This window comes from Rhizobium sp. RU35A (genome assembly GCF_900156005.1).
In the GTDB taxonomy this organism is placed as follows: domain Bacteria; phylum Pseudomonadota; class Alphaproteobacteria; order Rhizobiales; family Rhizobiaceae; genus Neorhizobium; species Neorhizobium straminoryzae.
On the sequence record NZ_FTMR01000005.1, the window covers coordinates 383,936 to 403,472 of the forward strand.

Consider the following 19,537-nt stretch of genomic DNA (forward strand, 5'->3'; position numbering starts at 1 on the left):
CTCCGATGCTCTCTTGGTTGTCTATACAAGCATGAAGACAGGATCCGTGCAAGCGGGGTGCCCACGAAATCTACGTTTGTCGAAAATGCTCAAAATTCATGCTGGTGGTGGGCGGGGTCGCTGTATGTTGGGGTCAGGAGATGGCAGACGCATGTCGCATCAACGTTTCGGTCAAAAGCGAGTTCCCGCCGTTGGTGGATGGCCCGTTCGACCCACAGATGGCATCAGTTGCGGGCTATGCCATGATGCAATTTTTCGTCTCACCATCCTCGGTGCTTTTCTCGCCGACGGGATAGCTTTCAGCGCTGCGACGCACTGATGCTTTCAGGCCTCTTCGCCGTCCAATGCGTCTGAAGGGTCCGCCGGGCAGGTGGCGTTTTCATGATGGTTGTCTGCTCGATGGGATGCCGGCCCCTCATTGTTGCCGAGAGAGCATCCGCTTTCGCGCTACAGCGCGATGTTCCAAGGTCAGTTGTCTGGACCCAAGGAAGGGTGACAGACGGGCCGGCGCCTCATCTGTTCCCGCTCGCTTCAAAAGGCTGCCCGGCGTTGCTACAGCCGGTGAGCGAGTGCAATGGCGTCCGCCGCCTCCGCGCATCGGTCGCTCAATCGGCTGGTTGCCACACGCAGATGATGGCTGGGCAGAATGGAAAACTTGCCGCCAGGAACAACCGCGATGTTGCGGGCGGCCAGTGTCACCATGGCGAAGGGCTCCGATTCCACTGGAACCCACAGGCATAATCCGCTGCCGGCCGGCGTCTGAATGCCGCGGCCCGAGAGTTCCAGAGCCAGTCGGTCACGTCTCGCCTGATAGATCGACCGTGCCTTTGCCACGCTGTCCGATGTCTCTTCATCCTGCAGCAGCCAGGCCGCCGCCGCCTGCAGCATTCGGCTGGTCCAGCCAGCACTGAAGGCGCGGTAGGACTGGATCTGCTCGATAATCGCCGAAGAGCTGGAGACGACAGCCAGTCTGAGGTCCGGCCCATGCGTTTTCGAATAGGACAGAATGTGGACGGTTCTGTCGGGAAAGTGCGAGCCAAGGGAAACGGGTCTGGCGGACGAAATGTCGCCAATCCCGTCGTCCTCGATGATCAGGGCATCGCTGCCAGCCAGAATCTGCCCCAGTTCGTCCATGCGTTCCGCGCTGACGGTCTGTCCCGTGACGGAGTGCAGACGCGGTTGGAAGAGAAAGGCTGCTGGCCGCTCCTTCAGTGCCTCGCGCAAGGAGGCCGGGGTGGGGCCGTGCATATCGGAGACGACCGGCACGATCCTCACCCCGAGGTCTTCGAGGATATCGAGCAGGCGCATGGCTGTCGGATGCTCGATCGCCACCACGGAACCCGGCATCAGCAGTGCGCGCACTGTTGTGTAGACGGCATTGTAGCCGCCATTGGTGGCCAGAAAAGCCTCTGGCACATAGGGCCATTCTGCCATCACCGCATCGCGAAGCTCCGGCACGATCCGGCTTCGCTCATAGCTGTTCAGATCGCTGACGTTCGCCGCATGCGCGAGAGCCTTGTCGAGCCGCGGCAGAAGGGTGACGTCCGGCACCGCCATGGAAAGGTCGAGGACGCCGTCTGCATAATTGCCGGAACTGGCAAGGCGCTCCGGCTTGGCGACGAAGCGTTCCCCGCTCACCCAGGTTCCATTGCGGCCGCGCCCGGTGATGATCTTCTGGCGTCGAAGATCGCTCCAGGCTTCCGATACGGTGGCGGGGCTTACGCCCAGTTCGTAGGCGAGATCGCGGATGGCGGGCAGACGGGAGCCGACGGGAAGAACGCCGGCGCGCACCAGCGCACTGGTCTCAAGGGCTATGCCGCGTTGCGTGCGGTTGGTTATCTTTTCGGCAAGCCAGCGCGCGGTAGGGATTTCGCCCATTTTTGTCTCACTCTTAAATGTTCAATAACGTAATAACATTTGTGGATCTAAAAATGAACATTTAGCGTGGCGGTCAGTGAATATTGTTGTGAGCATCCGAAATGGCTTTGAAACTCCGCCTCGCTCTGCGTGACTGGGATTACATGACCCCTCTCGTTCTGGGAGACGTTTCCTCTCCTCGCCTTGAGATCGAGGTGGACCGGGTCGGAACGCTGGTCGCCAACATCGCCAAGGACGATGCGCATGATGCGGCGGAGATGTCTTTCAGCCGTTATGCGCAATTGCGTCATGATGGCGATGACAGCGTCGTCGGCATTCCGAATTTCATCATGCGCGGCTTCCGCCATCGCTGCGTCATCACCACGAAGAAAAGCCCGCTTCGCACCTTTGCCGATCTGGCCGGCAAGAAGATCGGCGTCACGGGCTGGCGCGATTCCGGCAATACGTGGACCCGTGCCGCTCTGCGGCGCGAAAGCGTCGGCGTGGAGGACGCCTATTGGTATGCGGGGCGCCTGACCGAGGCGCATCCGATTGTCGACCGCCTCGACGGTTTCGGGCGGCCTGGCCGCATCGAGGCGACCCCCGGCGAACGTCCGATGGTGGATCTCTTGATGGACGGCGGGCTGGATGCGGTTTTCACGCCCTTCATGCCCAAGGGCTTTTTCGACCATGACTCGGCGCTGCGTCCGCTTCTGGACGATTACCGGGCGTCTGAGGTGGCCTATTTCAACGCGGTGGGTTACGTCCCCGGCATGCATCTCATCGGCTTCAAGGCAGAGTTTGTTGCCGAACACCCCTGGGTGATGGACGAGTTGAGCGCGCTGATCGACGAATCCCAGCGCGTCTGGCTGGAAAAGCGCGAGAAATATGCCGATACCACCCCGTGGATGATTGATGAATTGCGCCGCTGTGCAGCCGATCTGCCGGCGGGCTGGAACACCAATGGTCTTGCGGCCAACGAACGCATGATCGCCGATTTTGCCGCCGAGCTTTACGAGCAGAAGATTCTGGCCCGGCGCCTGACACCGCAGGAGCTCTTTCCGCGGCAGGCGGCCAACCTCTGACCGGCCGTCCGGCTCTGCGAGGTGATCACGAGATTTCAGGCATAGAAAAGGGAACAGCACATGAATGCCAAACTGATTGCATCTGCCGCCTTGATCGGCATGGTGATGACCGGCAACGTTCTTGCCGAGGATGCGGCACTTCCGACCCAGACCGTCAACGGTGAGCTTCGCGCGCGCCTGCCGGAAAAGATCCGCACCGAAGGGAAGATGATTTCCGTCAACAACGGCTCCTTCCCGCCCTACGAGATCGTGACGGGAACCAAGATGGAAGGCGCCAGCGAGGATCTGGCAAACGCCATCGGCCAGCTTCTCGGCATCCGGATCGAACATGCGACCGTTGGCGGCCTGCCGGCAGAACTGACGGGCATCAATGCCGGTCGCTACCAGTTCGCCATCGGTCCGGTCGGTGACTTCAAGAGCCGTGAAGAGGCCAATGATTTTGTCGACTGGGTTCAGGAATTCGTCGTCTTTGCGGTGCAGAAGGGCAATCCCAAGGGCATCACCTCGCTGGACACCGCCTGCGGTAACCGCATTGCCGTGATGTCCGGCGGTTCTGCCGAGCGCGTCATCCAGGTGCAGGCGGACAAGTGCAAGGCCGATGGCAAGAGCCCCATCGAAGTCCAGTCCTATACCGACCAGCCAAGCTCCATTCTGGCTGTTCGCTCCAAGCGGGCGGACGCCTTTTTCTCGTCCCAGGCCCCGCTCACCTATTTCGTTTCGCAGGCAAACGGCCAGCTGGAACTGACGGGTGTCGGCCAGAAGAACGGCTTTGAGGACCTTTATCAGGGGGCCGTCGTTCCGAAGGGATCGGAGCTCGGTCCGCTGCTGAAGGATGCCATTCAGATCCTGATGGACAATGGCAGCTATGCGGCCATCATGAAGAAATGGGGTCTTGAGAACAATATGCTCAAGCAGGCCGGCATCAACCTCGGAGGGCAGTTGCCCAAATGAGTGATCGCACCGCCTCGAATGCACCGCCTTCGGGCGGTGCGGACTTCCGGGATGTGGCCACAGCCCACACGCCCTTCCAGACCGGTCGCCTGGTCCTTTGGCTCGTCATCATTCTCGTGGTGGCGGATTTCGCCTGGATCGTTGCCAACAACGAAAACTTCGGCTGGCCGGTCGTCGCACACTATTTCTTTGATCCCGTCGTCATGAGCGGTCTCACCGTCAGTCTCGGGCTGACGGTGGTCGGCATGCTTCTCGGCATCGCCTTTGGTCTCATCATCGCGATTGCGCGCATGTCGAATGATCGACTGGCGCGTTCGTTCGCCTCGCTGTTCATCTGGTTCTTCCGCGGCACGCCGCTGCTCGTCCAGCTGATCTTCTGGTACAACATGTCGACGCTGTTTCCCCAGCTGTCGATTGCCATCCCGTTTGGCCCCACGCTGGTGAGCTGGGAGACCAATTCGGTCATCACGCCCATGACGGCGGCGATTGTTGGCCTTGCCCTCAACGAAGCGGCCTACATGGCCGAAATCATCCGTGGCGGTCTTCTGTCGGTCGATCGCGGTCAGTCGGAAACCGCCGAGGCTTTCGGCATGACGCGGGCCCGTGCGCTGTGGCGGATCATCATTCCGCAGGCCATGCGCTCCATCGTGCCGCCCACCGGCAACCAGCTGATCAGCATGATCAAGGCGACCTCGCTCGTCAGCGTGATTGCCATGGCCGATCTGCTCTATTCGGTGCAGTCCATCTACAACCGCACCTTTGAGATCATTCCCATGCTGCTGGTTGCGGTCATCTGGTACCTGCTGATCACCACCGTTCTCAATATCGGCCAGAGCTATATCGAGGCCTATTACGGTCGCAGCGATCGCCGTAACGCGACTGTCGCCAAGCCCGCTGCCGTGACAGAGGAGGCAAGCCATTGACGACCGCCAATTCGCAAACGCCTCTCGTTGAAGCCCGCAACGTCCACAAGTCCTTCGATCAGCTGGAGGTGCTGAAGGGCATCGACCTCGATGTCATGCCGGGTGAAGTGGTGGTGATTCTCGGCCCGTCCGGCTCCGGCAAATCCACCTTCCTGCGCTGCATCAACCATCTGGAGGCGATCCAGAAGGGTTATATCCAGGTGGATGGCGAGCAGATCGGCTACGCGCTCCGCAAGGGGCGCCTCGAAAAACTTTCCGCCAATGGCATCGCCAGGCAGCGCCGCAAGATCGGCATGGTGTTCCAGCAGTTCAATCTTTATCCACACATGACGGTGCTGCAGAACATCATCGAGGCACCGATCGGCATCCATGGCGAAAGCCGTCAGGAGGCGATCGCCAATGCCATGCGGCTTCTGGAACGCGTCGGCCTGTCGGAGAAGGCGCAGAGCTATCCGCGTCAGCTCTCCGGCGGTCAGCAGCAACGCGTCGCCATCGCCCGCGCGCTCGCCATCCGCCCGAAACTGATGCTCTTCGATGAACCCACATCGGCGCTCGACCCGGAACTCGTTGGCGAAGTTCTGGCCACCATGCGCGATCTCGCCAGACAAGGCCTCACGATGATCGTGGTCACCCATGAAATCGGTTTCGCGCGCGAGGCCGCCGACCGCGTCGTCTTCATGGATGGCGGCCACATCGTCGAGATGGGCAAGCCGGAGGATGTGATCGGCAATCCGCAGCATCCCCGCACGCAGGCCTTTCTGTCGCGCTTCCTCTAGCGCGACCGCCAGCCGCATTCTCCCCGCCTTGGCGCCGGTCCTTTGGCCGGCGTTCTTTTCCCGGATTTCGGAATATCCTGATGCTCAACGACAATCACTTTGCCCGCGTTTGCGATTTTGACGCCATGGAGGCGGATCTCAAGGCAACGCGACACTATCTGCACGCCCATCCCGAGCTTTCCCAGGAGGAGGTCGAGACGTCGCGTTTCGTGGCGGACAAGCTCGAAGCCTGGGGCTATGCCGTGACGCGCCATGTCGGCGGTCACGGTGTCGTGGCGGTGCTGAAGAACGGCAACGGCAAGAAAAGCATCGGCATTCGTGCCGACATGGATGCGCTCCCCATCGAGGAGGCGACCGGCCTTGCCTATGCCAGCAAGACGCCGGGCAAGATGCATGCCTGTGGCCATGACGGCCATACAACAGTCCTGCTCGGAGCGGCCGAATATCTTGCCCGCACGCGCCGCTTCGATGGCACCGTGACCCTGATCTTCCAGCCGGCGGAGGAGAATGGACGCCCGAGCGGCGCGCAGCAGATGATTGCCGACGGGCTGTTCGAGCGTTTCCCCATGGATGCGATCTTCGGCCTGCACAATCATCCCGGTGCGCCGGAAGGCACGATCCTGCTGCGGTCCGGCCCGATCATGGCCTCGTCCGACACGGTCAACATCACCATCAAGGGCAAGGGCGGCCATGCCTCGCGCCCGCACCTGACCATCGATCCCGTGGTGGTCGCCTGCAATCTGGTGGTCGCCCTCCAGACGGTCGTGTCCCGCAACATCGATCCGACACAGACGGCGGTGGTGACGGTCGGAACCATCCATGCCGGCGAAGCCGTCAATGTCATTCCGGAATATGCCAGGCTGGCGCTCAGCGTGCGAAGCTTCGAGCCGAAGATCCGGGCGCTTCTGGAGCAGCGCATCACCAAGCTCGCCCGTTCCGTGGCCGATGGTTTCGATGCCACGATCGACATTCACTACGACCACGGCTATCCGGTGGTGGTCAATTCCGAGGCCGAAACGGCCTTTGCCCGCACCGTCGCGGAAGAACTCGTTGGTGCAGACAAGGTGGCCACGTGTCCCCTGATCCCCGGCAGCGAGGATTTTGCCTATTTCCTCGAACACAAGCCGGGAAGCTTCCTGCGCCTCGGCAACGGCCTGTCGTCTGCCATCCTGCACAGCCCGAACTATGACTTCGCCGATGGCAGCCTGACAGTCGGGGCCGCCATGTGGGCGCGTCTGGCGGAGCGGTTCCTGCAGGATTGACGGCGTGTGAGGCCAACGTCCGCACCTTTCGCCTTGGAGAAGCGGGCAGCGCTGCCCGCAGTCGGACACCTGTTCATCCTCAGCCGCGCGGAAGGGCCGCGACCTTTGCTGGACAGGCTCGCTTTCAGGCTCCTATAGTGGTGGCATTGAAAATTGCGATGCAACAGACATGAACATGGCGACCCCCACTCTCGCATCTGACAATGCACGAGAGGACAAAATACACTCCAATCCGCAGCGCCTCGGCGCGCGTCTGAGGCTTGCGCGGCAGACACGCGGGCTGACCTTGAAGGCGCTCGCACAGGCAGCCGACTGCTCGGAAAGCCTGCTGTCCAAGATCGAGAACGGCAAGGCCTCGCCGTCCTTGCCGATGCTGCACCGGCTGGTCCAGGCGCTCGATTCCAATATCGGCTGGATGTTCGAGGAAACCGATACGGATGAAGGGGTGGTGTTCCGGGCCGGCAATCGCCCTCTGATATCGCTGGATCCGCTGCGACGTGGCGAGGGGATCTCCCTGGAGCGGGTCATTCCGTATTCGCCCGGCCACCTTCTCCAGTGCAACATCCATCACATCGACGTCGATGGCGAAAGCGCCGGCCCCATTCAGCATGTAGGAGAAGAGGTGGGCTATGTGCTTGTCGGCGAAATCGAGCTGATGATCGCCGACAAGACTTTCCGGCTTTCCGCGGGCGACAGCTTTGTCTTCAATTCCGAACTTCCGCACTGGTATCGCAATGTGGGCCAGGAGCGGGCCTCCATCTTCTGGGTCAATACGCCGCCGACATTCTGAATACGCCCCCCGAAATTTGAGGGTTTCTGACTATTCAAGTCTCTTGACAATAATTCAAGTTACTTGAATATTTCTCCCTGTCGGATCGGTGCCGGACACGGCGCCATAAAAGGGGAACCAGAAAATGGGTCGGACTCGTTATTTCATGGGCTGCGTCGCAGCCGCCGCCATGACACTTTCCATGGGCGTCTCGCATGCCTTTGCCGAGACTTTCGCGCTTGTCACCATCAACCAGCAGGCGCTGTTCTTCAACCAGATCAATGACGGCGCCAAGGCTGCGGCGAAGGCGGCCGGCGCCGACCTCGTGATCTTCAATGCCAACAACGTGCCCGCGGCACAGAATGACGCCATCGAAAACTACATCACCCAGAAGGTCGACGGCATCATTCTCGTCGCCATCGATGTCAACGGCGTGAAGCCCGCGATCACGGCGGCCAAGAAAGCCGGAATTCCTGTCATCGCCATTGATGCGCAGATTCCGGATGGCGACAACATCGCCTTCGTCGGCGTTGACAACACGGCCGCCGGCAAGGACATCGGCAAGTTCTTCTCCGATTACGTGAAGACCAGCATGGGTGGCGCGGCAAAGGTTGGCGTCGTCGGTGCGCTGAACTCCTTCATCCAGAACCAGCGCCTCGATGGCTTCAAGGCCGCCGTTGCGGCAGGGGGCCAGAAGGTGACGTTCCTCGATACAGTCGATGGCCAGAACGTGCAGGACGTGGCGCTGTCGGCTGCCGAAAACCTGATGACTGCCAATCCCGACATGTCGGCCCTTTATGCGACGGGCGAACCGGCGCTGCTCGGTGCTGTTTCTGCCGTCACCAGCCAGGGCCGGACCGGTTCGATCAAGGTCTTCGGCTGGGATCTGACGAAATCCGCCATCGACGGCATCGACCAGGGCTTTGTCACCGCGGTCATCCAGCAGGATCCGGCCGGCGAGGGCAAGGCCGCCGTCGAAGCGCTCGTGAAGGTGAAGAAGGGCCAGACGATCGACAAGATCATCAACGTCCCCGTCACCATCGTGACGAAGGCGAATGTCGATCAGTTCCGCGCGATGTTCAAATAAGGCGCCGTTTCGCAGGCCACCCGATCCGCATAAGGAGCGGGTGGCGTCAGGGGGAGGGCGGCACCTGCCGATGGCAGGCCAGCCGCTCTCCGTGTTCCGAGGCGCCGAATTCCGGGAATGTCTGTCTGGCGTTCCCATCCGGCGTCGCCGCAAGGGCCATAGACCATGACCGACACGTCCGTCAGCCGCGTCCGCATGACCGGCATTTCCAAGCGCTACGGCGCTCTCCAATCGCTCGACAATGCCTCGCTCGATCTGAAGCCCGGCGAAGTCCTCGGCCTTGTCGGAGACAATGGTGCGGGGAAATCGACCATCAGCAAGGTTCTCTCGGGCGCCGTCATTCCCGATACCGGCACGATCGAGATCGACGGCAGGACCGTCTCCTTCACGTCGCCGGCGGATGCGCGCGCCGCCCGCATCGAAATGGTCTACCAGGACCTTGCGCTCTGCGACACGATCGATGTCGCGGGTAATCTCTTCCTCGGCCGCGAACCGAAGCGACGACTGGCAGGCGTGCCCATGCTCGACAAGACGCTGATGCATGCGCGGGCCCGCGACATGCTCTCCAATCTCGGCATCGTCATTCCCGATACGCGCATGAAGGTGGAAAACCTGTCGGGCGGACAGCGCCAGTCGATCGCCATCGGTCGCGCCGCCTCCTTCAATCCCTCCGTCCTCATCATGGACGAGCCGACGGCGGCACTCGCCGTGGCGGAGGTCGAAGCGGTGCTGGAACTCATCCGCACCGTCTCGAAGCGCGGCGTCTCCGTCATCCTTATCACCCATCGCCTGCAGGATCTCTTCCTCGTCTGCGACCGCATCCAGGTCATGTACGAGGGGCGAAACGTCGCCGAGCGGCGGATCGAGGACACCAATATCGAAGAGGTGGTCAATCTCATCGTCGGGCGCAAGTTTGCCGCCCGCTCCGCAGGCCATCCCGCTGAAAGGAGCGTTTCCGCATGAGCGCCGAACCCAATGCCTATGCCGGCCATCAGCCGCGGATGCGCGAGGCGACCCTTCTCGACAGGATCATTGCCCATGGCGGCGTCATGTCGATTGCGCTGTTCTTCATCGTCTGCTGCCTGTTTTTCTCGGTCACCACCAATGCCTTCCTGACGGCGCCGAACCTGCTCAACATCGTGCGGCAGTCCGCGCCGCTGCTGATTGTCGCCGCCGCCATGACCTTCGTGATTACCACCGGCGGTATCGATCTTTCGGTCGGTTCGGTGCTGGCGCTGACGGCGACGCTATCGGCCGCAGCCCTGCAGGCCGGCATTCCCTGGCCGGTGGCGATCCTCATGATGCTGGCGCTCGGGGCGCTGGTCGGCGTGATCCAGGGCTACTTCATCGCTTATGAACGTATTCCCGCCTTCATCGTCACGCTGGCCGGTCTGTCGGTCATCCGGGGTTTTGCGCTGCTGATCACCGGCGGCTATTCGATCCCGATCGAACCGACGAGCCCCTTCGTGGCAATCGGCCGGGCCTGGGTCTTCGGCATTCCCGCTCCGGCGTTGATCGCCACCGTCGTTCTCGTCATCGCCTATATCGTCTTCAACGAGACCCATTTCGGCCGCTACGTGACGGGCGTGGGGGCCAATGCCGAGGCTACCCGCCGGGCGGGCGTGGATACCCGGCGCATCATCCTCTGGGTCTATGTGCTGTCGGGCATCGCCGCCGCCGCCGCCGGCATCATCCTCGCCGCCCGCCTCGGCTCCGGTTCTTCCAATGCAGGCCAGGGCTTCGAGCTGGACGTTATCGCGGCCGTGGTGCTCGGCGGCACGAGCCTGTTTGGAGGGCGTGGGTCGCTGGCGGGCACCATCCTCGGGGCGCTTACCGTAGCGGTGCTGGCAAACGGTCTGATCCTGTCGCATCTGTCGCCGTTCTTCACGCCCATCGTCACCGGCTTCATCATTCTGGTCGCCATCTGGCTCAATTTCCGCCTGTTCCGCGGCGGCGCGCGAGGTCGCTGAGATGATGGACCATCTGTTTGCCGAAAAGCCGCGCGAGCGCCACCCGATCGGTGTCGGGACCGGTTGCGCCATGACGGTGACCGGCCCCGTTCCGGTGGACGATCTTGGCGTGACGCTGATGCACGAGCACATCTTTCTGGATGGCGCCCGCAGCTGGATATGCCCATGCCACCCCGATGAGAAGGCGATTGCCGAGCAGAAGGTCTCGATGGAGATCATCGGCGAGTTGCGGATGAACCCCTACATGAACCGCGACAATGTCTCGCTGGACGACGGGGATCTGGCGCTCAGCGAGTTGAAGCGGTTCCAGTCGCTTGGCGGCTGCACCGTGGTGGAAACCACCAATTTCGGCATCGGGCGCGATGCGGAGGGTCTTGCCCGGATTGCCCGTATGTCCGGCCTGCGTATCGTGATGGGGACGGGGTTCTATCTCGAACACACCCATCCCGACTGGCTGAAGGGCATGGACATTGACGAGGTGACGGCCTTTATCGTCAACGATGTCGGCGGGGGCGAGACCCAGCCCGGGATCATGGCCGGCATCATCGGCGAGGTCGGCGTCAGCCGTCATTTCACGGCGGAGGAGGAGAAGTCGCTTCGCGCCTCGGCGCGGGCCTCGCGCCTCACCGGCCTGCCGCTTTCCATCCACCTGCCGGGCTGGGAGCGGCTGGCGCATCGCGTGCTCGATGTCATCGAGGAGGAGGGGGCGGATCTTCGTCACACCGTGCTCTGCCACATGAACCCGAGCCATGACGATCTCGATTTCCAGATGGCGCTTGCCCGCCGCGGCGCCTTTCTGGAATACGACATGATCGGCATGGACTATTATTATGCCGATCAGGATGCCCAGTCGCCGTCCGACGAACAGAATGCGCGCGCCATAGCGACCCTCGTCGACAGGGGTTTTGCCGATCGGCTGCTTCTGTCGCAGGATGTGTTCCTGAAGATCATGCTGACCCGTTACGGCGGTTTCGGCTACGGCTACATCCTCAAGCACTTCCTGCCGCGCCTGAAGCGCCATGGTGTGGACCAGGCCGCCATCGACCGCATGCTGGTCGAAAATCCCAAAACCGTGTTTTCCGCCGGGCGCTGAGCGCCGTCATCGTTTGAAGGAGTTTCCATGACCAAGAAGAAAGTGCTGCTCGCCGGCGAATCCTGGGTATCGACCGCGACCCACATCAAGGGTTTCGACCAGTTTCCGACCGTCACCTATCACACCGGCGCTGATGAACTGCTCAGCGCCCTGAAGGAAAGCCCGTTCGAGGTCACTTTCATGCCCGCGCATGAGGCGCAGCGCGACTTCCCGCTGACGCTGGAAGGCCTTCAGGCCTATGACGCCATCGTTCTGTCGGATATCGGCGCCAATACGCTGCTTCTGCATCCCGATACCTGGATCCATTCGCGCCGCACGCCGAACCGGCTGAAGCTGCTGAGGGAGTATGTCGCAGGCGGCGGAGCGCTCCTGATGTTCGGCGGCTATTATTCCTTCCAGGGCATCAATGGTGGCGCGCGTTACCGCAACACGCCGGTCGAGGAGGTTCTGCCCGTCTCCTGCCTGCCGGTGGATGACCGCGTCGAGGTTCCGGAAGGTTTTACGCCGGTCGTCTCCGGCGATGCGAACCATCCCATCCTCTCCGGCATTTCCGGCGCGTTTCCCTATCTTCTGGGATTCAACGAGGTGGTGCTGAAGGAAGGCGCCCAACAGCTGATGACCGTTTCCAGCGAATACGGCTCCCTGCCCCTGTTGGTGACCGGTACCTATGGCGAAGGCCGCACGGTCGTCTGGACCTCGGATGTCGGCCCGCACTGGCTGCCGCCGGAATTCATTGCCTGGCCGGGATACAAGACGCTGTTTGCGCAGATGCTGGCCTGGGCAACGGACTGAAGCCGCACCATGACCGTTCACGTCGTCGGCAATGTCTGCGTCGATAGCAGCTTTCACCTGGCGCGGCTTCCGCAACCGGGGGAGACGCTGAATGCCGACGGCGTGGAAGAGGGGCTCGGCGGCAAGGGCGCCAATCAGGCGATTGCCGCCGCGCGAGCGGGGGCTTCCGTCACGCTCTGGGCAGCCGTCGGCCATGATACCGCAGCCGACCGGATGCAGGCGCTCCTCACCGCCGAGCTTGCCGGCGCAAGGCTGTCGCGCTTCGATCTGCCGAGTGACCGTTCCGTGATCCTGGTGGACGGCGCGGGCGAAAACGTCATCGTCACGGCAGCGGCCTGCGCCGCTTCGTTCCGCCCTCTCGCCGAGGGCGTCCTGCCCCGCACGTGGAAGAGCGGTGACAGCCTTCTGATGCAGGGCAATCTCTCTGTCGACGAGACGGCCGCCTGCCTGCGGCACGCGCAGGCGGCGGGGCTGTTCACCATCCTCAACCCGAGCCCGCTGCCGCCGGGCGGGCTGGACATGGCGTCGGTCTCGCTTCTCATCGCCAACCGGCTGGAGGCGGAAGCCCTGACCGGCGAGCGGGATCCGGCCGCGGCTGTGAACCGCCTGCGCGCCATGGGCGCCGGGCAGGTGGTGATTACGCTTGGCGGGGAGGGCGCGGTGCTGCATGACGGCCGGGAGAGTTTTGCCATACCGGCGGCGAAAGTCGACGTGGTCGATACCAGCGGCGCCGGCGATTGTTTTGCGGGCACGCTGGCCGGCCTTCTTCATCGCGGCATGCCGATAGTGGCTGCCGCAAGGCTTGCGACGCTGGCTGCTGCACTGTCCGTTGGCCGTGCCGGCACGCTCTCGGCCTTTCCCACGAGGGTGGAGCTTTCCGCCCTTGCCTCATCCCCGACACTGGATATTGCGTGATCATCATGACCAAACCCATCGGACGACAGGATTCCACGATACTGAAAACCCTCTTCGGCCGTGACAAGCCGATCATCGGCGTGGTGCATCTGATGCCCCTGCCGGGCGCCCCCCGCTATGACGACGAGGGCGTCGAGGCCATTTATGAGCGTGGTTTGTCCGACGCGAAGGCCTATCTTGCCGGCGGCTGCGATGCGGTCATCATCGAGAACCACGGCGACGTGCCCTTCGCCAAGCCCGATGACATCGGCCACGAGACCTCTGCCCACATGGCCGTCATCGCGGACCGCATCCGCCGCGAATTCGGCCGGCCGATCGGCATCAATGTGTTGGCCAATGCGGCCATTCCCGCCCTTGCCATTGCCTCGGCTGCCTCGGCCTCCTTCATCCGCGTCAATCAGTGGGCGAACGCCTATGTCGCCAATGAAGGCATCGTGGAGGGGGAAGCCGCGCGCGCCATGCGTTACCGCGCGCATCTGAGGGCCCGCGGCATCCGCATCTTCGCCGATGCGCATGTCAAGCACGGCGCTCATGCCATCGTCGGTGACCGGCCGGTGGAGGAGCAGGTGAGGGACCTCGTCTTCTTCGATGCCGATGTGGTGATTGCAACCGGCCAGCGCACCGGCCATGCCGCCGATCTCGGTTATATCCGCATGATCAAGGAGGCCGCCTCGCTGCCCACCCTGGTGGGCAGCGGTGTGACGCATGAGAACGCCAACGACATTCTCTCCGTCGCCGATGGCGTCATCATCGCAAGCGCCCTCAAATATGACGGTGTCTGGTGGAATGCCGTCGAGCCGGACCGGGTGACCCGTTTTATCGCCGGCCTTGATCGATGATGAAGAGAGTGGAGGTCGATGGCGCGCGTCTGCTGCAGTCGCTGGCGGATTTTGCAGCGATCGGTGCCACACCCGCCGGTGGCGTCAACCGGCAGGCACTCAGCGTCGAAGACCGGGCCGCACGGCGTCTGCTCACGGAACGGGCAATGGCGCGCGGATTTTCGGTGTTTCAGGATGACGCCGCCAATCTGTTCATCCGGCGCGAGGGCCGCGATACCGGCCTGGCGCCGGTGCTGATCGGCAGCCATCTGGACAGCCAGCCGACCGGTGGACGTTTCGACGGCGCGCTCGGCACACTCAGCGCCTTCGAGGTTCTGGAGGCCTTGGCGGATGCGGACGCCGGGACGCTGCGCGCAATCGAGGTCGTCGCCTTCACCAACGAGGAAGGCAGCCGTTATGCGCCCGGCTGCATGGGCTCCATGGACTTTGCCGGTGCTTCCGCCATCGGCGCGTGGCGGTCGGTCGTGGCGCCCGACGGCGCCCGCCTAGAGGATGAGCTTGCTGCGACGCTTGCCGCACTTCCGCAGGCCGCGATGCGGCCGATGCGACCGTCGCCTTTCGCCTTCGTCGAGCTTCACATCGAGCAGGGCCCCGTCCTTGAGCGCGAGGCTGTGCCGATCGGTGTCGTGACGGGCGTCCAGGGCACGCGGTGGCTGGAGGTAACTTTCACCGGCGAGGCGGCGCATGCGGGCACGACGCCGCGCGAGTTCCGCAAGGATGCCCTGGCCGCTGCAGCCGATGCGATCGCCTTTCTGCAGGCAACCGTGATGCCGGGCGATGCGCAGGCCCGGCTCACCGTCGGCCGACTTGCTGTCGAACCGGGTTCCATCAATGTCATCCCGAACCATGCCTCTTTCACCGTCGATGTCCGCCATCCGGATCATCAGGCACTTGCCGATCTGGAGGCGGATGTGAGGGCAGCCTGCGCGCGCGCGGCAGAAACATGGGGCTGCGCCCTGTCGATCGATCGCCGTCTCGACATGGCCCCCGGAACATTCGACCCCGCGATTGTGGACGTCATCGAGAAAGCCTGCCTCAGGCGCGGGATTGCAAGCCGAAGAATGACGTCGGGCGCGTTCCACGATGCCCTCTTCGTCAGCCGCGCCGCGCCCTCTGCCATGATCTTCGTTCCCTGCCGCAATGGCATCAGCCACAACGAAGCGGAGTTCGTGACCGACGATCATGTCATTCTCGGCGCAAGCGTTCTTCTGGATGTCGTCAGGGAACTCGCGGGCAGGTTTGCGGCGGCGTGAGCACTGAGTGTCAGAGGCCGGCGCAGGCGGGAAACGTAATCCCCGGTCCTTGCGTATAACCGCGGCGACGGCGAACTCTCCTGCCATGGTCAAGCGATCCCGCGCACACCAGATTTGAACGTGAGATGCATCACCTGCAAAGCAGTCTTGCATGACCTTGCCTTGCGCCGCAGTTCCTGAGCAGGAGGATCTCTGACTTGCTCCCTTGGCATGCGGTCGATGGCTGTCAAAGGTCTCGGTCCCGTGATAAGTCACGCCATCCGGCATGATCCGGACTTGCGCCGGTCGGTGAGGCTGCCGCGGCTGCACGCGCTCATCGCGTCCATGACCGGCCCGCGATCTGGTATCCTTTGCCAAATCCGGTGCCAAAATCGGCGGAAACAACGCAGAACGAGCGCAAACGAGACGATGAAGAAAGAGACGTAAGTGTCCGTAGAAAAACAGAATAGCAACTATTTCAAGGCACCCGTCTTTGCCGTTGCGCCCATGATCGACTGGACGGACAGGTATTGCCGGTTCTTTCACCGGCAGCTTTCGGCACGCGCGCTTCTGTTTACCGAGATGGTGGTGGCGGATGCGATCATCCATGGGCCGCGGGAGCGACTGCTGGCGCATCATCCGGCGGAGCATCCGGTGGCGCTGCAGCTCGGTGGTTCCGATCCGGCAAAGCTTGCCGAAGCGGTGCGCATTGCGGCGGATTTTGCCTATGACGAGATCAACCTCAATGTCGGCTGCCCCTCGGACCGGGTGCAGAGCGGCACGTTTGGCGCCTGCCTGATGAAGACGCCGGAACTGGTGGCGGCGTGCGTTTCGGCGATGAAGCGGGTCGCGACGGTGCCGGTCACGGTCAAGTGCCGCATCGGGGTGGATGACCAGGCGCCGGAGGTGGTGCTGCCGGATTTCCTCGCCCGGGTGATCGCGGCTGGCGCCGATGCGGTGTGGATCCATGCGCGAAAGGCCTGGCTGCAGGGGCTGTCGCCCAGGGAAAACCGGGAAATCCCGCCGCTCGATTATGATCTCGTGCAGGCGATGAAGCGGGAAAACCCGCATGTTTTCATCGGCATCAACGGCGGCATTCAGGATCTCTCTCAGGCCCTTCATCATCTGAATCATGTCGATGGCGTGATGCTCGGCCGCGCCGCCTACCAGAATGCCGGCCTGCTGACCGGGGTCGATGCAGCCCTTGCCGGGACCGGGCCGGATGCGCTCGCCCGCGCCGCGGACGCCTCCGCCGCCTTCGACTGGATGGCGCTTCGCGACGCCATGATGGCCTATGCGGACACGGTGATTGCCGGCGGCGGGCGGCTGAACCATGTCACGCGCCATATGGTCGGCCTGTTCCAGGGCTTTGCCGGCGCCCGGCGCTATCGCCAGCTGCTCTCCTCGGAGGCGACGAAGCCCGGCGTCGGGCCGGGGCTGATCGCCGAGGCCTTTGCGGCGGTGGACATTGCCGGTGGCCCACGCCTGGGATCGAGCGGCCCGGCCGCCGGCGAGGGGCAGCGCGCGGCCTCCTGAAGCCGGGCCCGCAGCGCCCGCTGCCAGCGCCCATAGGCCGGCCAGAGTCTTTTCGGCAGGCAGAGGCGCACCGCCTCCAGCGCCGCCTCGCGCAGGTCCGGATCGGCCTCCCGCACCACCGGGCCATCAAGTCCCTGCCTGCGGAAATCGCCGAAAATGGTGATGCCGAGCACCAGCATCTCGGCGGTGCCCGCATCGACCTCCGGTTCCACATGGCCGCGATGGCAGGGCGGCAGCTCTTCCAGCCGCGTCGCGTTGCCGTCCCATGCCGGGCAGTTGCCCGCCCGGCGGCAGGCCCGCAAACGGCAGTCGAACAGCGCCTTGCCCGCCGCCGCCATCAGGCCGCGCCGCACCCGGGCCTCATCGATCGCGATCATCGTGTCATTCGCCGGCATCCTCGCCTCCTTGCGCTGAACCCGTCTTGCCTGTCGCTGCCGCGCCGCGCGCAGCCGCCATTGTTCACGCGGCCGGTTTCGACCCGTGCTGTGACGCTGCATTCGGCCGGGGCGCTGAAAGCTGCCTCGTAGGGTAGTTTATATGTGACACCTCTCAGCGCCCCGTTCGGTTGTTTGTGCCCGCCGGTCGGTCCCTCTGTCTGAAAGGCCGGTGGCGCCGTTTGCCATCGCCGTTCCCGTCATCCTTCCCTTGGCGGGAGGGATTCGGGCGGACAACGGGCGATGCGGCCCCTGCCGGCCTTCCCCATGTGTGCAACATAAGGCACGCCCGACGCGCAGCTGGGAGCGTTGAAGGACAAGGCGCAGACGTCCGACGCGCCTTTTCCTCCACCCGGTCGCCGGAGGGGGACCCTGTTGACGGACCCGGCTCAGGCGGTTTTGCGTCTCACCCGCCTGCCCCGAACCGGCCCCGCATCGCCGGCACGCCTGCCGGTGTATCCGCTGCGGGACGAGGCGATTGTAGGCATGGATTTCGGGGGTGGGGATGAGGGGGAAGTGGAATTTTTTGTCGTGGCGCTTGTCGTTGGCCCTGCAATTCGCCGAAAGATGTTTTGGGACAGAGGGTTGACGACGTCAGTGCATCGGCAAAATACCCCCTCTGGCTGCCGCCATCTCCCCCACACGGGGGGAGACCGCAGGCGGCACCCGCCCGTGCTTCAATTGGCTTCGGCGGGTCGGCTGGGTTAAAGCCCTCCCCCTTGTGGGGAGGGTTGGGAGGGTTCTTTTTGTTTTTACGGACGGTCGCTGTTGGCGCGCCGACGCGATACCCCCTCTGGCTGCCGCCATCTCCCCCACAAGGGGGGAGACCGCAGACGGCACCCGCCCATGCTTCGATTGGCTTCGGCGGGTCGGCCGGGTTAAAGCCCTCCCCCTTGTGGGGAGGGTTGGGAGGGGTCTTTTGATCCTTGGCGACGGTCGCTGTTGGCGTGCCGGCGCGATACCCCCTCTGTCCTGCCGGACATCTCCCCCACAAGGGGGGAGATCGGCAGAACGGATCACCGGTCGCTTCACCGAGAGGTTGGAGCGGTTTCTTCGATGGCGAGGGTCATGAGGCGGGAAACCGGTGCCACGATCCGATCTCCCCACCTATGGGGGAGATGCCCGGCAGGGCAGAGGGGGCTGGCGGTACGGCAAGCGGTTATGATGGAGGCTTGGGCATGGATCCTCGGGTCAAGCCCGAGGATGACGGTGTGTGTGGAACGGCTGGTGCCCCAAGAGGAGGCTGGTGCCTGTTGCCTGGATAGCGCTGGATGGGACGGTGACCTCCCGTCTCGGTCGTCATCCTCGGGCTTGACCCGAGGATCCACTGTCGTGTGCCCTGCGGTACAACTAGAGCGCGTCCACTTTACTCGGGGTCATATCCGCACGACGCAAAATAGTTGGCGCACTCTTTGGGTTTGAAGAGGGGGACGATTTCGCCGACCGTGTCCCACAGTGCTTCGACGTTGCGCTTGGCTCGCGCACGCAGGAGCGCCTTGAGCTTGGAAAAGGCCTTTTCAATAGGGTTGAAGTCCGGGCTGTAGGGTGGGAGGTAGAGAAGCTGGCAACCAACGCTCTCAATAGCCTGCCGCACACCATCCGCTTTATGCGCAGGCAAATTATCCATCACAACGACATCGCCAACTGTCAGCGTTGGAAGCAGAACCTGTTCGACATATGCGCGGAAGGCCGTGCCGTTCATGGCACCATCGAGCACCATGGGCGCGGTCATGCCCGAGAGCTTGAGCGCACCGGTGAAAGTCGTCGTCTTCCAGTGCCCATGTGGGATCGCGGCTCGACAACGCTCGCCGCAAGGGGACCTGCCGCGCAGCCTGGACATCTTCGTAGACAGGCCAGTTTCATCGATGAACACGAGCCTTGCCGGATCCAGATCAAGCTGACCATCGAACCAGTCGCGACGACGTTTCAGCAGGTCGGGCCGTTCTTGCTCCAATGCATGTGCGGTCTTTTTTTGAAAGTCCAACCGCGCTTGCGCAGCCATACATCAAGGGCACT

Annotated in this window: 16 protein-coding genes and 1 pseudogene; 15 read left to right on the top strand and 2 right to left on the bottom strand. The window is 63.1% G+C overall.

Annotated elements, in window-relative coordinates; all coding sequences use genetic code 11:
* Nucleotides 1–552 precede the first annotated feature (552 nt).
* Nucleotides 553–1,878 carry a PLP-dependent aminotransferase family protein gene (locus F3H95_RS14125; protein WP_149746459.1) on the bottom strand — a complete coding sequence of 442 codons (1,326 nt, stop codon included), beginning with the start codon at nucleotides 1,876–1,878 and terminating at the stop codon, nucleotides 553–555.
* 101 nt (nucleotides 1,879–1,979) lie between these two features.
* On the opposite strand from F3H95_RS14125, the gene F3H95_RS14130 reads away from it, so the two are divergent.
* From F3H95_RS14130 to dusA, 15 genes are all read left to right on the top strand, one after another.
* A complete protein-coding gene (locus tag F3H95_RS14130) occupies nucleotides 1,980–2,942 on the top strand; it encodes a nitrate ABC transporter substrate-binding protein (RefSeq protein ID WP_149746460.1) in 963 nt (320 codons plus the stop codon).
* 60 nt (nucleotides 2,943–3,002) lie between these two features.
* On the top strand, nucleotides 3,003–3,893 hold the full coding sequence (locus F3H95_RS14135) for an ABC transporter substrate-binding protein (RefSeq protein WP_149746462.1): 891 nt from the start codon (nucleotides 3,003–3,005) through the stop codon (nucleotides 3,891–3,893).
* Entirely contained in the window at nucleotides 3,890–4,816 is a 927-nt protein-coding gene (locus F3H95_RS14140) for an amino acid ABC transporter permease (protein WP_149746463.1), read from the top strand. Before F3H95_RS14135 ends, F3H95_RS14140 begins: the two co-directional genes overlap by 4 nt.
* A complete protein-coding gene (locus tag F3H95_RS14145) occupies nucleotides 4,813–5,592 on the top strand; it encodes an amino acid ABC transporter ATP-binding protein (RefSeq protein WP_149746464.1) in 780 nt (259 codons plus the stop codon). Before F3H95_RS14140 ends, F3H95_RS14145 begins: the two co-directional genes overlap by 4 nt.
* A 77-nt stretch (nucleotides 5,593–5,669) precedes the next feature.
* The gene (locus F3H95_RS14150) at nucleotides 5,670–6,854 is read left to right on the top strand and encodes a M20 aminoacylase family protein (protein ID WP_188134388.1); all 1,185 of its coding nucleotides are present in this window, start codon (nucleotides 5,670–5,672) and stop codon (nucleotides 6,852–6,854) included.
* 175 nt (nucleotides 6,855–7,029) lie between these two features.
* Nucleotides 7,030–7,644 (top strand): cupin domain-containing protein, encoded by a 615-nt coding sequence (locus tag F3H95_RS14155; protein WP_149746467.1) that lies wholly within the window; start codon nucleotides 7,030–7,032, stop codon nucleotides 7,642–7,644.
* Between the two features lie 124 nt (nucleotides 7,645–7,768).
* The gene (locus F3H95_RS14160; protein ID WP_143127644.1) at nucleotides 7,769–8,710 is read left to right on the top strand and encodes a substrate-binding domain-containing protein; all 942 of its coding nucleotides are present in this window, start codon (nucleotides 7,769–7,771) and stop codon (nucleotides 8,708–8,710) included.
* 165 nt (nucleotides 8,711–8,875) lie between these two features.
* Nucleotides 8,876–9,673 carry an ATP-binding cassette domain-containing protein gene (locus F3H95_RS14165; RefSeq protein WP_143127643.1) on the top strand — a complete coding sequence of 266 codons (798 nt, stop codon included), beginning with the start codon at nucleotides 8,876–8,878 and terminating at the stop codon, nucleotides 9,671–9,673.
* 38 nt (nucleotides 9,674–9,711) lie between these two features.
* The gene (locus tag F3H95_RS14170) at nucleotides 9,712–10,680 is read left to right on the top strand and encodes an ABC transporter permease (RefSeq protein ID WP_244618019.1); all 969 of its coding nucleotides are present in this window, start codon (nucleotides 9,712–9,714) and stop codon (nucleotides 10,678–10,680) included.
* 4 nt (nucleotides 10,681–10,684) lie between these two features.
* Nucleotides 10,685–11,773: a phosphotriesterase gene (locus tag F3H95_RS14175; RefSeq protein WP_149746507.1), complete on the top strand. Its 1,089-nt coding sequence runs from the start codon at nucleotides 10,685–10,687 to the stop codon at nucleotides 11,771–11,773.
* 27 nt (nucleotides 11,774–11,800) lie between these two features.
* Nucleotides 11,801–12,565 carry a glutamine amidotransferase gene (locus tag F3H95_RS14180; RefSeq protein WP_149746469.1) on the top strand — a complete coding sequence of 255 codons (765 nt, stop codon included), beginning with the start codon at nucleotides 11,801–11,803 and terminating at the stop codon, nucleotides 12,563–12,565.
* Between the two features lie 9 nt (nucleotides 12,566–12,574).
* Nucleotides 12,575–13,480: a PfkB family carbohydrate kinase gene (locus F3H95_RS14185; protein WP_149746471.1), complete on the top strand. Its 906-nt coding sequence runs from the start codon at nucleotides 12,575–12,577 to the stop codon at nucleotides 13,478–13,480.
* Between the two features lie 5 nt (nucleotides 13,481–13,485).
* Entirely contained in the window at nucleotides 13,486–14,319 is an 834-nt protein-coding gene (locus F3H95_RS14190; RefSeq protein ID WP_149746472.1) for a BtpA/SgcQ family protein, read from the top strand.
* Nucleotides 14,316–15,572, top strand: a complete 1,257-nt coding sequence (locus F3H95_RS14195; RefSeq protein ID WP_149746474.1) for a Zn-dependent hydrolase — start codon at nucleotides 14,316–14,318, stop codon at nucleotides 15,570–15,572. The genes F3H95_RS14190 and F3H95_RS14195 overlap by 4 nt, the downstream gene beginning before the upstream one ends.
* A gap of 486 nt (nucleotides 15,573–16,058) precedes the next feature.
* Nucleotides 16,059–17,087: a tRNA dihydrouridine(20/20a) synthase DusA gene (dusA, locus tag F3H95_RS14200; RefSeq protein ID WP_244618020.1), complete on the top strand. Its 1,029-nt coding sequence runs from the start codon at nucleotides 16,059–16,061 to the stop codon at nucleotides 17,085–17,087.
* Between the two features lie 1,800 nt (nucleotides 17,088–18,887).
* Here the strand turns inward: dusA and F3H95_RS14210 are convergent.
* Nucleotides 18,888–19,537 (bottom strand): annotated as a pseudogene (locus tag F3H95_RS14210) (IS630 family transposase); the annotation flags it as partial.